Here is a 14,871-nt window from a genome sequence, read left to right as displayed (position 1 = left end):
GTTTCATACTAGCGTTTTGGGGCACTATTTGTGCCCCGTTTTTATTTAGGCTAATAACGGTTTTAAATAATGGCCAGTATAAGAGGTTTCGCAAGCTGCAACCTGCTCTGGTGTACCGGCAATTAATATTTCACCGCCGCCACTACCACCTTCTGGGCCTAAGTCGATAATCCAGTCGGCGGTTTTAATCACATCTAAATTATGCTCAATAACCACAATGCTGTTGCCGTGATCACGCAAGCGATGTAATACGTTAAGTAATTGCTGAATATCGTAAAAGTGTAAGCCGGTGGTAGGCTCATCTAAAATATACAGTGTTTTACCGGTGTCGCGTTTGCTTAGTTCGCGCGCTAATTTAACCCGCTGTGCTTCACCGCCTGATAACGTGGTCGCCGATTGGCCCAACTTAATATAGCTTAAGCCTACATCGGTTAAGGTTTGCAGTTTGCGGTTAATGGCGGGAATAGCCTTAAAGTACTCCAGTGCATCTTCAACCGTCATATCCAGTACTTCGTGAATATTTTTACCTTTGTATTTTATTTCCAGTGTTTCACGGTTGTAACGTTTACTTTTGCATACATCGCACGGCACATAGACGTCGGGTAAAAAGTGCATTTCTACTTTAATAAGGCCATCGCCTTGGCAGGCTTCGCAGCGGCCACCTTTTACGTTAAAGCTAAACCGACCAACCTGATAACCGCGCGAACGCGCTTCTTGCGTGCCAGCAAACAACTCGCGTACTGCGGTAAAAATACCGGTATAGGTAGCGGCGTTTGAGCGTGGTGTTCGGCCAATGGGGCTTTGATCAATATCGATAACTTTATCGAAATGCTCTAAACCTTTAATCTCACGATGTGCTGCGGGGTCATCGCCTTCACCTTTATTTAGCACCCGATGTGCCACGCGAAATAAGGTATCGTTAATTAATGTAGATTTACCCGAACCCGACACGCCGGTAATGCAGGTCATTAGGCCAAACGGAATGGCAATATCAACATTCTTTAAATTGTTACCCGTTGCACCTAATACTTCTAACCATTTATCAGCCGGCTTATGTCGTTGTTGTGGTATTTCAATTTTTCGACTGCCGGATAAGTACTGACCAGTTAGCGAGGCAGGCTCTGCCATAACCTCGGCTAAGGTGCCCTGAGCAACAATATGGCCACCATGCACGCCGGCGCCTGGGCCAATATCAATGATGTGGTCAGCAATGCGCACTGCGTCTTCATCGTGCTCTACCACAATTACGGTGTTACCCAGATCGCGTAAGTGCTTAAGCGTGCCTAACAAGCGATCGTTATCACGTTGGTGCAAACCAATAGAGGGTTCATCTAGCACATACATTACGCCGACTAAACCGGCGCCAATCTGGCTGGCTAACCGAATGCGCTGTGCTTCACCGCCAGATAAGGTTTCGGCGCTGCGTGACAGGTTTAAGTAGTTAAGCCCAACGTTAACCAAAAAGCTCAGCCGGTCTTGAATTTCTTTTAGTACCTTTTCGGCTATCTGTGCACGTTGTCCTGTTAGGCTTAGTTGCTGGAAAAACGCCATGCAATCGCCAATCGACAATTCAACAATTTGCGGTAGATTAGTTTTGCCAATAAATACGTGCCGAGCCTCTTCACGCAGCCGAGTGCCGTTGCAGCTAGGGCAAGATTGATGGGCAAGGTACTTACTAAGTTCTTCGCGTACTGAATTAGATTCAGTCTCACGGTAACGCCGTTCCATATTTGGCAAAATGCCTTCAAACGGGTGGCTACGTTGTACAATATCGCCACGGTCATTTAGGTATTTAAAGTCGATTACCGTATTGCCGCTGCCGCGTAAAATGGCCTCGCGTTGGTGTTTTTCTAGCGCGTTAAATGGCACATCTAATTTAAAGTCGTAATGATCCGCTAGCGATTTTAACATCTGAAAATAATAGAAGTTACGCTTGTCCCAGCCGCGAATTGCGCCACCGGCTAAACTTAGCTCGTCACTAACAATCACTTTATTGGCATCAAAATATTGTTTTACACCAAGGCCATCACAGCTTTGGCAAGCACCGGCCGGGTTATTAAACGAAAATAGGCGTGGTTCAAGTTCATGCATGGAATAGCCACAACTTGGGCAGGCAAAATTAGCTGAAAACACTAATTCTTCGGCGTCAGGGTCGTCCATAAAGGCCACCTTGGCCACGCCGCCAGATAAACTCAATGCGGTTTCAAAGGATTCGGCCAACCGGGTTTTAATATCATCACGCACCTTAATTCGGTCAATAACCACTTCAATGGTGTGTTTTTTCTGTAAATCTAATTTAGGTGGATCAGATAAATCACATACTTCACCGTCAATACGGGCACGAATATAGCCCTGTGCAGCAAGGCTTTCTAAGGTTTTAACGTGCTCGCCTTTACGCTCTTGTACTACGGGGGCCAGCACCATTAATTTTGTACCTTCAGCAAAGGTCGTTACCTTATCAACCATTTCGCTAATAGTTTGTGCGGCTAGCGGCAAATCATGGGTTGGGCAGCGCGGCTCGCCTACTCGGGCAAACAATAAACGCAGGTAATCGTAAATTTCGGTAATTGTACCGACCGTCGAGCGCGGGTTGTGCGAGGTTGATTTTTGCTCGATAGAAATGGCTGGCGATAAGCCCTCAATATGATCAACATCGGGTTTTTCCATCAAACTTAAAAACTGCCGCGCATAGGCTGAAAGCGATTCAACATACCGACGCTGGCCTTCAGCATATAATGTATCAAAGGCTAATGACGACTTGCCAGAACCAGATAAGCCCGTAATAACAACCAATTGGTTACGAGGAATAACTAAAGAAATATTTTTCAGATTGTGGGTGCGGGCACCCCGAATATCAATTTTATCCATTACGGTTTCCAGTTGCGGGCGGTGAAAGCGCTGAAGCTGTACAAATATACACTACAAGCGGCTAAGAAAAAACCACTGTTTATACGCTATAAACCGAGCAATGGTTTGCTTTACTTGATAATAAGCTTAGCTCACGTTAGGTGGCAAATAACGCTAAACGCGGTTAAAACCTGGCTATTGTGTGCTACACTAGCGCGCTTAATTTAACGGTTAATTCTGATCTGATGCAGCAACTAAACTCTTTAGAAAAACGTGCCGCGGTAGCCTTAGCCTTAGTATTCTCTAGCCGGATGCTAGGCTTATTTATGCTGTTACCGGTGTTTGCACTATATGGCAGCGAGCTCGCTGGGTTTTCTCCGTTATGGATTGGTATTGCCATCGGGGCCTATGGTTTAACGCAAGCCATTTTACAAATTCCCATGGGGTGGTTATCAGATCGTATCGGCCGGCATAAAGTTATGCTGGGTGGTTTAGTACTATTTGCATTAGGCTCGGTGGTCGCAGCGTTAGCCGATTCGGTTTACATGGTAACCTTGGGCCGCATTTTACAAGGTGGTGGCGCCATCGCCGGAGCAGTATTAGCCTTAGCGGCCGACATAACCCGCGAAGAACAACGGCCAAAAGTAATGGCTATTATCGGCGTCAGCATTGGTTTATCTTTTGCTGTTGCTATGGTTGTTGGGCCCTTAGTCGCGCGCTTAGCTGGTTTAAGTGGAGTGTTTTGGTTTACCGCTATTTTGGCGCTAGTGGCTATGGCGTTGGTCTGGTTTGTCGTGCCTAAAAGTGTGCAAAAAGCGCCGATGGCCGAAACGCTGGCCTTGCCGCAAAGCCTAGCTAAAATGCTAAAAAATCGGCAGCTCGTTCAGCTAGATCTTGGCGTTATGTTATTGCATTTAATGCTAACCGCTACCTTTGTTGCGTTACCGCAATTATTAACCAACACCGGCTTAGATTCAGTTAAACATTGGCAGTTTTATTTACCGATATTAGTAGGCTCATTTGTATTAATGATACCAATGATGATTATTGCGATGCGCAAAGCACAAGAAAAGGGCTTCTTTTTATTCGCGATTGCCTTACTTATTAGTGCCGTGCTAACGGTGTTATTATTGGGCAACTTTACTGGCTTAGTTATCGGTATGTTGTTGTTTTTTATTGGTTTCAATTTTTTAGAAGCCAGTTTGCCCGCTCTAGTTTCACGTATTGCGCCTGCTGGGCAACGCGGCAGTGCGATGGGGATTTATTCTAGCAGTCAGTTTTTTGGTGCCTTTTTAGGCGGTGTAATTGGTGGCGCGGTAGTGCAGCAGTTTGGTAATCAAATGCTGTTTATGGTGTTAGCGGTAATAGGTTTACTTTGGTTACTGGTTGCCAGTACACTGATTATTCCTCAGCGCGCGCAACGATTATCGTTAGCCGTCGCGGTAGAAACAGAATTAGCTGCCGAGCAACTGGCAGCAAAACTTAGCACCCTAGCCGGTGTACAAGAAGTAACATTAATACTGGCCGAGCAGCGTTGTTATTTAAAAGTTAGCTCAGCACAATTTGATACGGCGCAGGCACAAACAATGATTGCCGCCGCTAAGGCTTAATATTTTTTTGGAGAACTCGCATGGCGCGTGGCATTAATAAAGTTATTTTGATTGGTAATCTGGGCACTGATCCAGAAGTGCGTTATATGCCACAAGGCGGTGCAGTAGCTAATTTAACCGTAGCCACTTCAGAAAGCTGGACTGATAAAGCTAGCAATGAAAAGAAAGAACAAACCGAATGGCATCGGGTGGTAATTTACCAACGTTTAGCCGAAATTGCCGGTGAATACCTGCGTAAAGGCAGCAAAGTTTATATTGAAGGCAAGCTGAAAACCCGTAAGTGGCAAGATAAAGATGGTGTAGAGCGTTACACCACAGAGATTATTGCCAATGAGCTACAGATGTTAGACGGCCGTGGTGACAACCAACAACAAGGCGGTATGGGCGGCGGCCAGCAAGGTGGCTTCCAAAAAGCCGCACCACAACAGCAAGGCGGTTATCAGCAGGCACCACAACAAGGTGGCTTTCAACCGCAAAGCGGTGGTTACCAACAAGCTGCACCACAGCAGCAAGGCGGCTTTCAGCCACAACGCCCAGCAGCTCAACCACAACAGGGTTACCAGCAACCAGCACAGCCACAACGCGCGCCAATGGAACCGCCAATCGACTTTGACGACGATATTCCGTTCTAGGTTTACAGTTTGTATTTTGTAAAGACGATTTAAGATAAAACGGAAATTTACTTTATACATTAGCAGGTTATAGCCAGAAATCAAGTTGTTTACCTTTTAGGTAATTCAGCTTGGTTTTTGGGATTTTCTTCTGTTTTAAAATGTAAAGACGAGTGTAAAGACGTCGATTGTTTGCGACAAAAGTAGGTTTTTAACCGCTTTTTGTATGTTGAAAAGCATCTGAAATGACGTTTTTTCGTGACAATAAAACCAAGTTTTTCAAAACTGAAATACCTTTAAAATCAGTGCTATACTTCCAACTTGTTGTTAGGTTGTCTGGAGTGATGCAATGGCTTATTCTGTTCGCCTCATAGAAGTCGAGTCGCATGGTGATCGTGAAGTGATCGTATGTGACAAAGACGGTATGCCTCCTATTGATATCAACATGTATGTTGCCCGCTTCCGTGCACGCTCCCACTCCTACCGCTTAGATGTCGCTCGTGCAGTTACAAAAATTTATGAGTGGGCAGAAAAGCAGAATATCGATCTACTCGAACGGATGAAAAGTGGCGAGTTTTTGAGTTTCCTCGAAATGGATTCTTTTAAAGAGGATCTTCGTTACCGGGTTAACGCCCCGACACAGGCACCTGCAACCATCGAAGCCGCTGTGAACACGTTCATTGGCACAGAAACTTATCGACATCGTGCTAATAAAATTATTCACTATCTGCAGTTTCTCGGACATGTCTTCGCTGGCACGCGAAAGAGATCAGATCCCTACGCTGGTAACATGAGAAACTTCATTACCCAGTTCCGCCAACTCTTGATTGAGCGAGGGGGATTAAAACATGGGAAACAACGGTATGGGTTGACTGACGAGCAAGTGACTAAAATATTGTGGTGGGTTAATCCTGAGAATCCACAAAACCCATTTCAAAAGAGGGTCAGATTGCGAAACCAACTTGTTGTTCACATTCTGATCCTGACTGGTGTCCGTGAAGGGGAGCTTCTGTCGATGCGTCCCGATGCATTAGTCAGAAAGTCATATGGCTATGCACTTCGGTTAACTCAGAACACCACTCTGGATTTAGATCCGCGGGCCAACCCGCCAAATGTCAAAACCTATACCCGTGATATTCCGATCAGCGATAAAGTTGCACAAATGGTCGATACCTACATTAACAGTGAACGCAAACAACGTGGCAAAATTGTAGCTAAGGCCCCTCCATACTTGCTACTAAACTCTCTTAAAGATCCGCAGCCCATGACATATAGTGGTTTGTATCATATTTGTGAACGCATTCGTAAGCTGGATCCTGAGATGTTTCATGATCTTCTTCTCTACCAATTCAGGCACACCTTTAACGACTTAATCGTTTTGGAATCTGGTCTTGAGGTGGGCTCAGAAGAATTTAAAAATATGCAGCGAGAGTTGTGTGGTTGGACTTCAGATAGTGAGCAGGGGAAAAATTACACCAAACGTTCTAGAGAAATTTTAGCGGCGCAATACTTGCAAAAAATTTCATCACGGTTTATTTTGTAAACAACATTTCCGCTAGGAGACGGAATGTTCTACTTGAAGGTTGACCAGGATTGTCAGCTAAGGCCGAGGATCAGGCTGATGGTAATCATCAGGTTATGCTCATTTAAAGACGGATCAATTTGATTGTTTGTGTAAAGCGTCGTTCAATTTAGACGCAATTACCTTACTTAGCCATATAAACTCGAAGTTACTCAAAGCCCTGTTTTAGTAGGGAGGGGTACTTCATGGCTGATGAGGTAAGAGCCCATGACACAAGCAACCCGCGCTAGACTGAAACCCAACGCGATTATCCCCTCTATTGAAAGACCCTTGTTTAACAAGGCGTTTATCATGAGTCGTTCCCGGCGAATAGATACCTCTGGTGAAGTCTGGCAGATTGGTGAGAGCCATCCCGTCGCTTTGAATTGGACACTATTGAGTCGATATCCTGATGAGCTTCTCAGTCAGATCAAATACGCATTCGAGTACTTCCTGAGCAAACTGGCTCCGGATTCAGTGATGCGTTTTTTAAAGGTGCTCAGGCAGCTTTGCCATTTTGTTGATGAATGGGAAGACGAGCAGGACATCGCTTCTCAACTGAGTGATTACATCTTTGACTTTGTCGTGTCGAACAGGAATAACGATGACGAGTCCACGTTAAACCTGATCAGACACTGGTATTTACGTTCATACCACTTAGGGCTGTCACTCTTTGAACGCAAAACCTGTCAGGTGCTCTCCAAGTTGTATTTTAAAGGCAATCATAAGGGCATGGACGTCATGGTCTACATGGAGGGACGATCGCCCCTTCGCTCGGATGAGCTAACTTTGTTACGCAAAGCGCTTTATGAGTGTCGTCAGCGTATTACCCCTTACCACCCTATCTTCCCCAAGCTCGTCGCAACCTGGATGTTTGTGGTGTTGGGGGTAAGGCCTAGGCAACTGCTGCTGCTGATGACGTCAGATTTCTCTGTCAACGTTGATGAAGAGACAGGCAATAAAACATACTTGTTGAACGTCCCCTCCGTTAAAAAACGCTATACGTTGCCTCGAACACAGTTTAAGTCACGTGTCTTACCAGTGTTCTTAGGAGAGTTGTTGGAGCAACTCATTTCTGTCAATTACGGTGACTTATTCTCAAGTCAGTTGATGGCTAGTAACGAAGAGCAACTGCTTTTCATCGGAAGAACTGACAATGGAAGGCGAAAACGGCAGGCCACTTTTGAGAGGTTTGAAGCATCGCCTGGGCACACATTTTTTAAGGATGCACCTGGTGACGTCATAGCGTTCATTGATGAATCGCGAGTGAGTCAAGGACTGCCTGCTCTGGACTTAAAATTAACGCCAAGACGTCTTCGTAAGACCTTTGCGACCCACGCTGCATTGATGGGAGCGCCGGCGATTGTGTTGATGGAATTGCTAGATCATGAAGATCTGCAGCATATCATGGTGTACTACCAGCTAGGGGTGAACTTCGCCCTGCGTGTTGACGCGGTTTACCAGAAACATTTCGGTGATCACCTCGCATTCTTTGAGGGGAAAATCACCTTAAAGGAGCTGGTGAAACGAAACAACATCAATACCGTCTTCGGCCCTGACTCGCTAAAAAAGCTTGTTGGCATTGGCCTTTGTGCCAAGGGCTCTCCCTGTTCATTGCAACCCCCCTATTCCTGTTATGGCTGCAATAAGTTTGAAGCATCCAATGACATCTCAGTTCATCAGGAAGTGCTAATGGCAATGCAAAACGAAGTGAGGGATAAATTCGGGGACGATGCGCCCCCCGGATTCTATACCGTGCCGCATATCAACGCATGCAATGAACTCGTTCGTCGTCTGGAGGTGGATCATGAGTAAGACCAGCACACTGAAACTGACATACACGTTACTGCCCGATATCAGTGTTGAAGAGCGGGATACTCCGCTAGATAACATTGCTCGTTTGTGGTCGCCAACACAGAACTGCGAAGAGAACTTTGCTCAGTTAGTCGATTTGGGGCAAAAGTTATGTGCGCTGGTCTTTAAAGGCCAAGTTGATTGGCATCATCACATTTGGGACATCACGGGCTTTGAACCTACGGTTATGGCCAGAGGTTTAGCCGAACGAAGTTATGTGCTTTTCACTCAGCGCTCTGGGCTCAAAAAGGGCGTCAAACAAAAACGGGGCGATGAAAAACCCTTTGCGGAGCCGTTTGCCTCGTTTGCAAAAGCGTTGATTGTGACAGCACATGCCAATCGTCCTATTGGGCACAATGCCCATATGGTCTTGATGCGGGCACTGCGTTATTTGTATGAAGTCGGTGAGTTGCATGGTTGCCAACATGTCATTCAATTCTCACCCGGGTTGTTTGATGAAGCGATGAAACTCGCCATTCAGCATGGCGAAAAGAGCTCCACACTTTATGTGACTGGCGAAAAGCTCAGTTATATTGCTGATAGGATGCAAGAGCTTGGCTTAACTGTCATGCCAATGAGTTGGGTTAATCCAATTAGCCGCAGTGCAAAGCACGGTGGCAACCTTCAATCCCGTAACACACCCGAGATCCGCAAACGACGTGCGGAAATGCTACCCAAGACCGAGGTGTTGGTCTTCTTCTCTGCCCTCTGGCAACACTATGACGAGCTGGAAGAGCGTGACAAAGCACTCACCTGCATGGCTGTGATCTTGATGGCCTGCGGTTTCAGGATGGATGAGTTCGTGAGTCTGGATCTCAACTGCATTCCGACCCGGGATGAATTTATGGCGTATGAGCCTGAACTTGATCCACAAAGTGGTCGCTATTGCCGGCTATTGAAGATCCGGGTTCTGGCCAGAAAACGATATGTCTGGGACAGTAAAATTGTTCCGCCCAGCATGACAGAGATCATTTTCACGGCAATTGAACGGCTAATCGCCCTTTCTCGTGAGCAACGGGATGTTTGCCGGATGCTGCTTGAGCAGGGCAAGTGGAGCAAGTTCATGCACTTTGATGACAACGAGTTGCTAACCTCACGGCAGATCATGGAGGTTATAGGGGCGTCGTCGATAAGTAATACCATCACGACCCTAAAGCGCTATGGAGTGATGCCAGCGCCAGGCTCAAAGCACAAGAGCACGTACTTCAAAGTCGCCGACATTCATCAGGGCTTTAGTAATGCCTATAAGGAACGCATCAGGCCAGTGATAGACGGGATCGGCATGGCAAAAATCAAGGTTCCCCTTTGGAATATCATCACACTGCGTTTTAAAGATCAGTATACGCCCAAAGAGATGTTGAACGTGTTTGCAGAGCCGCTTACCGGTACGCAGATCCGGGATTTTTTCAATGGTCGTGATTACGTCTCGCGTGTATCCGGTGATAGCGCCAGAATACTCAACGTATTTGAGCGTTACAGCTTCCCTGAGTTGAGAGATATCCACCACGATACCGAAGTGCGAACACATCAGTTCAGGCATCTGCTAAACACTATCATGCAGGAGTCGGACGCTTTTTCGCAGGAGGAGATCGCGAAGAACTTTCTGCGCTCAGGCACCCGGGATAACAAGGCATATAACCATCGGTTGCCTTCCAACTCGGTTGAAGCTGCACTAAGAAACGTGAATAACGCCGTTTTCAAAACGCCTCAGGATGTGCCGTTAGAGGAGGCTGCGGCATTAGCACGCCGCTTTCCTTTGCTCACGCCTAATGAGCTCGCCAAAGATCTGGAGAGCTTTGGTAGTTCACATATCATGGATATTGGTCGCTGCCGACATGACTATGTTCAGGGGCCCTGTGGCTTACATTACGCCTGCTTGCATAACTGCAAGCATTACCGGCGCACAAAAGGAGATGAGCAGGAAATAGCCCGCCTGACTACACGTAGAAATATCGCGCAGGCACAAATGGACCGGGCACTGGAAGATGCCCAGGAGGGCTTTACCGGCGCCAATGCGTGGTATTTACATCACAAGGATTTGGTAGACGGATGCAATGCCGCATTAGCAATAGAGGAAGATCCTGACCACAAACCGGGTGACATCGTTCAAATCTTCCCCAATGGTCGTGATTCCTGCGAGGTATAAGGATGACGACAAGATATATCACTGATGAAGCAGAGCAAAAAATTGTTCAGCTCCTTGATGAGTGGGCAACAGGGTGCTTCGGGACAGGATTGTCCTGGGCAAACCTGCAAAAAGCGTTTGGTTATAGCCGCCAAGCGCTTAGTGCAAATCCGCGTATTAAAACAAAATATCAGGAGGCAAAGCAGGCCCTTAAGGCACTGAAAACCCGCGTGCAGAAAGCCGGCTCAGTGGATAGCGAACTTGATCGCTTACGGGAAGAAAACGCCGAACTTAAAGCTCGCGTTGTCGAGTATGAGAAGCGCTTTACCCGTTGGATCCACAACTGTCATAAGCGGGCAATTAACCCCTTAGATCTTGATGAACCAATGGGTATAAGCTTGAAAACTGCCGCAAGATCGTTGGATAGGCGATAAATTTGGAGAAATTTTCACCATTTCGTGTCGCTTTTATTTGACATATGTCGAATAAAAGCTACATTCATGGTAGGCAACTGAACATGGCTAAGTAAGTGCTGATCATGGATGTGCCTGTTTGCCAGGGATGGTTTCGATTTGATGTTGGAGAAACGCGATGATGACTCAATCGGCAAATATCCTGACGCAATCAATGTTTGCGTTAAAAATCAAACAAACCCGCCTCAACAATGTTAAGGAGTATCTCTTAAACGCACTGCAAATCTCCCCTCAGCGAAAAGGGCTAGTCATGCTCTTGGGCCAAGGTACTGAGAAAAACAATGCTGAAGCACTTTACTGCTGGCTGGAATGCCAATCCAAAATTGATCCGGATTTCTCAACACTGTCACTTGGGGATATTGAGGGTCGTCTTCTACGGCACTTGGAGCGCGGCATGGACCAATGGCCTGACTAGTGGGCCTGTTGGAGCATCATCAATCGGGAATATGCTCGATCAGTTGCTCCACGGGAACCTCGAAGTAGGTGCAGAGGCGGTCGATGGTCTCGGTCGTGACGTTTCGGTGCTGCATATTTACCATCCGTGACAATGTCGCACGATGAATATCAGTGGCTAGCGCAACATCTTTCAACGTGATTTTTACGCCATCACGAATAGATTTTTGCTCGATTAACGTCATTAAGTGGTACCGGATCATCACCCCTCCTCAGGTTCCAATTCCTATCATAACCGGTTTTCAAAAAAATGAGCACCAATCTTCTGGTGCTGGAGGAAAAAGATGAGAGCAATTATCCGCGATACAGAAGGAAAGCTGACTCTTCGATTGAAGATGCTGGGTTGCCGGTTCAGTGAGAGCACTGGCTATGCCGATTCTACCGAGAACCGTTTACGCCTTAAAAACAAGTACCAACAGATCCAGAAGGAACTCCATCAAGGCACCTTTGATTACATGCTGCATTTTCCTCATAGCCGCAACGTATCGATGTTCAACGCATTGCAGTCTCGCTTTATTTCGCCAGGCTGGAGAGGCCTCCCGACCTTTGAGTCATTTTACAACCATCAGTTTGACAGAGCCCGCTATAAGCTTCCCAGTAAACTGATTTACCTCACGATGGGCTGTATTGGCAAAGAGAAAGTCGACGAGATCTTGGGGTTCCACCTCATGAAATTAATAGAGGTGTTACGTACCGTGTTAAACATCAGTCAACGCGACCGTAGGGATACGATTGCCATGGTGATTGATGTGTTAGATTGCGCAGCCCTAACCTACGTATTTCCCAGACCATTTCAATTTAAGCCAGACTTTTCGGCATTAAGTGGGTTCCCGCTTACCCATGGCGATATGCTCAGCATTGCACATCATTTTCCTGTGAAGTACCGGGAGTACTTTCTTTTGCAATATTACCTCGGGATATCCGCGTCAGAGCTGCTGACACTTAAATGGGCCGATTACGACTTGCAAGCATCGTTGTTCAGAGTGGCTGGGCGGGAAATTAATGTTGTGCCTTATGCACGGCGTTTGCTCTTCGTGCAGATGAAAAAGACCGGTAACTATCAACACGTCTTTACTGATACACAGGGTAAAAGGCTTCGCATCAATTTAGCTTGGCTCTACAAAGAGTGTTGGCCAAAAGCATGCGCTCACGCCGGATTTCCGGGGATCGGGGCAAGTGCATTGAGGAGGGGATCCGTCGTTTACCTCTTCGAGTCAGGTTTAAGTGTCAATCAGATCTGCTCCCAGACCGGTATGTTTTATCGCCCGGCAATACATCGAATATTGACCCAACACCTTTTAAACCCGCAGGAGTAGTGTCCCATGAAGAAAAATGATGGAGGTCTTCTGCTGGCATTCACATTCGTTAAAGATGATTTTTTTCCTTTTAGCTATGTATATGGTGTGCGCCTATCTGAGAAATATGGCGCACACTTTATCAGGACAACACCGGTAGAGAGAGTCGATTACGATGAGCAACGGATCTATACCATGCTCAACAGTTACCATTTTGTACTGCAAATCGACGATGAGGGTTACCGAAAACTCTTGTTTGAGCGGTTCGCCCATATTGTTATGCCGCTATGGGAGGAGGAACTAATCCTTTCCCCCGCAGGGATAATGTTACACTGATCTTGGGCGAAAGAGGTGAGTGTCTGATCAAGAGCAATCATTAACGGGTAATGCTCAATTCTTTTCATTTTAGTTTAAGTGTAGTAGCTATTATCAGATCTGACTGTATATGCGGAGGCTTCGGTCAACCCTGACAGTCAGTTATGAGCGAAAAGCGGACTTTGGGTTTAATTATGTTCTGCCACCTAATAATCCATGTTGAAGTTGCACTTTATAGCACCTGGGTACTTTTTTAGTGTTAACACCTGCCCGCCGTAATCTTTATCAGCAGTTAATTGTTGACAGATCTTGTTTGTTTTGTGAATGCGCATGCCTATTTAGGAATATTTTCCGGTTTTGTTATTAAGGGCATTTGTGCAAGCAACAGTTTAATCCTTCAAGCCAGGGTGGCTATTATGGTTTTTGCCGTTGGCTCTGCTTCTGCTAATCACCGTGATCATGCTATGGCTAGCCCGCGCAGATGACGATACATCTGTTAAGCATACCGGGTATCTACACCAGCAATCTCAAGATGATATGCCAGCCAAGGTTTTACCTATGGCAGAGTAAGTTACCAAGCAAGACAACTTAGCACTTGTTGGGATCGTTGCAGAGCTGCAAACACCGCACTCTGGCCAGCTTAGGGTAGTAAATAGGCCAAGCTGGACATTAGACAGTACGCTATTGGAACAGTTTTATAGCTTAAAACTAGCCGCGGAAAGCGGCGATACTGAGGCATCTTATATACTGGGAATGAATCTGAGGCATTGCAGTTTTACGCCGGTAGATGACGCGGATTTACAAGAAAGTCTGCAAGAGGCCTATCAGTTTAATGACGATGGGGCTGCAGTAACCACTATTACCGCACGCTATGAGTTTTGTTTAGGTGTTGATAGCGTGCAGCGTAGCCAGTTTTATACAAACCTGGCATTAGCGGCCAGTCGAGGTTTTGTACCCGCTCAAGAAGCCATTGCCATGATAACGCCCGATCAATATATGCAAGCAGAGAGCTATAGCACGCTGAATCGTGATGACTACGTAGCCCAACGCTCAGCCTTTGTTAAGCAACAAGTCGATTTTTTGGAGTCTGCTGCCCAGCACGGCAGTATCAGAGCGCTGAACAGGCTATCGCAACTGCATTACGCGCAAACGGTCGGCGAAGATGGCCGCTTGCAAGCCTATGCGTTTAATCAAATGATTTTACAACTTACCGACGATAACGAGTTGTATAAACGCTATAGCTGGTTTCAAGAACAGGCGCAGTCAGTTTTAACTAAAGAAGAAATGGCTGGTGCAGTTGATAAAGCAGAACAATGGTTAAAGATCATCAACGCCAATGGTACCTTGTATCTCCCATAATGACCTGGCTATTACAGAGCGGTCGATTAGGGAAAGCGCATCTGAATTTAAAGAGCAGGTAATATTAAACTAGATATATCGCTATGGCACACACTGCTCTTCGCTTTGAGCGATAAGCGGAGATATTGCTTTAGACTTTAAAACTCATGAATGTCTGCTCTGAGTTTTGTAGGGATACGGCGAGCTCAAACTCGTAATCTTTAAGGATTAACTAAGTAACATTAAAATTCAAAGTAAGCGTCCGGCGATCACAGGTAGGTGTTCTAATTTAAGTGTCCACTTAATTTTTAGGGGTAAGCGGATTAAATGGTTGATCTTACCTTTGCATGAGAGTGAGACAGACCGGCATCTCATCGGATTATCTGGTT

13 protein-coding genes are annotated in these 14,871 nt (G+C 46.2%); 11 read left to right on the top strand and 2 right to left on the bottom strand.

Annotation, left to right across the window (positions count from 1 at the left end):
• Window positions 1-45 precede the first annotated feature (45 nt).
• Window positions 46-2,868 (bottom strand): excinuclease ABC subunit UvrA, encoded by a 2,823-nt coding sequence (uvrA, locus tag MN199_RS13510; RefSeq protein WP_335739783.1) that lies wholly within the window; start codon window positions 2,866-2,868, stop codon window positions 46-48.
• 224 nt (window positions 2,869-3,092) lie between these two features.
• Here uvrA and MN199_RS13505 point away from each other — a divergent pair, with 224 nt between their 5' ends.
• The 7 genes from MN199_RS13505 (at window position 3,093) to MN199_RS13475 (ending at window position 11,496) form a co-directional block, all read left to right on the top strand.
• Window positions 3,093-4,457: an MFS transporter gene (locus tag MN199_RS13505; RefSeq protein ID WP_335739782.1), complete on the top strand. Its 1,365-nt coding sequence runs from the start codon at window positions 3,093-3,095 to the stop codon at window positions 4,455-4,457.
• A gap of 20 nt (window positions 4,458-4,477) precedes the next feature.
• Window positions 4,478-5,089, top strand: a complete 612-nt coding sequence (ssb, locus tag MN199_RS13500) for a single-stranded DNA-binding protein (RefSeq protein WP_132586492.1) — start codon at window positions 4,478-4,480, stop codon at window positions 5,087-5,089.
• A gap of 328 nt (window positions 5,090-5,417) precedes the next feature.
• Complete coding sequence (locus MN199_RS13495; RefSeq protein ID WP_215398986.1) at window positions 5,418-6,611, top strand: site-specific integrase; 1,194 nt, start codon at window positions 5,418-5,420, stop codon at window positions 6,609-6,611.
• Between the two features lie 246 nt (window positions 6,612-6,857).
• On the top strand, window positions 6,858-8,444 hold the full coding sequence (locus MN199_RS13490) for a tyrosine-type recombinase/integrase (RefSeq protein ID WP_335739781.1): 1,587 nt from the start codon (window positions 6,858-6,860) through the stop codon (window positions 8,442-8,444).
• A complete protein-coding gene (locus MN199_RS13485; RefSeq protein WP_335739780.1) occupies window positions 8,437-10,629 on the top strand; it encodes a hypothetical protein in 2,193 nt (730 codons plus the stop codon). The genes MN199_RS13490 and MN199_RS13485 overlap by 8 nt, the downstream gene beginning before the upstream one ends.
• 2 nt (window positions 10,630-10,631) lie before the next feature.
• Window positions 10,632-11,042 carry a hypothetical protein gene (locus MN199_RS13480; RefSeq protein WP_335739779.1) on the top strand — a complete coding sequence of 137 codons (411 nt, stop codon included), beginning with the start codon at window positions 10,632-10,634 and terminating at the stop codon, window positions 11,040-11,042.
• Between the two features lie 157 nt (window positions 11,043-11,199).
• On the top strand, window positions 11,200-11,496 hold the full coding sequence (locus MN199_RS13475; protein ID WP_215398982.1) for a hypothetical protein: 297 nt from the start codon (window positions 11,200-11,202) through the stop codon (window positions 11,494-11,496).
• A gap of 19 nt (window positions 11,497-11,515) precedes the next feature.
• Here MN199_RS13475 and MN199_RS13470 read toward each other — a convergent pair whose 3' ends face one another.
• Complete coding sequence (locus MN199_RS13470; protein ID WP_251372534.1) at window positions 11,516-11,719, bottom strand: helix-turn-helix domain-containing protein; 204 nt, start codon at window positions 11,717-11,719, stop codon at window positions 11,516-11,518.
• Between the two features lie 99 nt (window positions 11,720-11,818).
• On the opposite strand from MN199_RS13470, the gene MN199_RS13465 reads away from it, so the two are divergent.
• The 4 genes from MN199_RS13465 to MN199_RS13450 all read left to right on the top strand — a co-directional run bounded on the left by MN199_RS13465 (window position 11,819) and on the right by MN199_RS13450 (window position 14,503).
• Complete coding sequence (locus MN199_RS13465; protein ID WP_335739778.1) at window positions 11,819-12,850, top strand: Arm DNA-binding domain-containing protein; 1,032 nt, start codon at window positions 11,819-11,821, stop codon at window positions 12,848-12,850.
• 6 nt (window positions 12,851-12,856) lie between these two features.
• Window positions 12,857-13,165, top strand: a complete 309-nt coding sequence (locus tag MN199_RS13460; RefSeq protein ID WP_215398979.1) for a hypothetical protein — start codon at window positions 12,857-12,859, stop codon at window positions 13,163-13,165.
• Between the two features lie 408 nt (window positions 13,166-13,573).
• The gene (locus tag MN199_RS13455) at window positions 13,574-13,714 is read left to right on the top strand and encodes a hypothetical protein (protein WP_335739777.1); all 141 of its coding nucleotides are present in this window, start codon (window positions 13,574-13,576) and stop codon (window positions 13,712-13,714) included.
• Window positions 13,715-13,828: 114 nt separating this feature from the next.
• Window positions 13,829-14,503: a hypothetical protein gene (locus MN199_RS13450; protein WP_335739776.1), complete on the top strand. Its 675-nt coding sequence runs from the start codon at window positions 13,829-13,831 to the stop codon at window positions 14,501-14,503.
• Window positions 14,504-14,871: the final 368 nt, after the last annotated feature.

Origin of the sequence: Rheinheimera metallidurans (assembly GCF_036983985.1) — a bacterium.
GTDB classification, from domain to species: domain Bacteria; phylum Pseudomonadota; class Gammaproteobacteria; order Enterobacterales; family Alteromonadaceae; genus Alishewanella; species Alishewanella metallidurans.
Note: the sequence above shows the minus strand (reverse complement) of the source record. Positions and strands in the feature narration are given on the sequence as shown.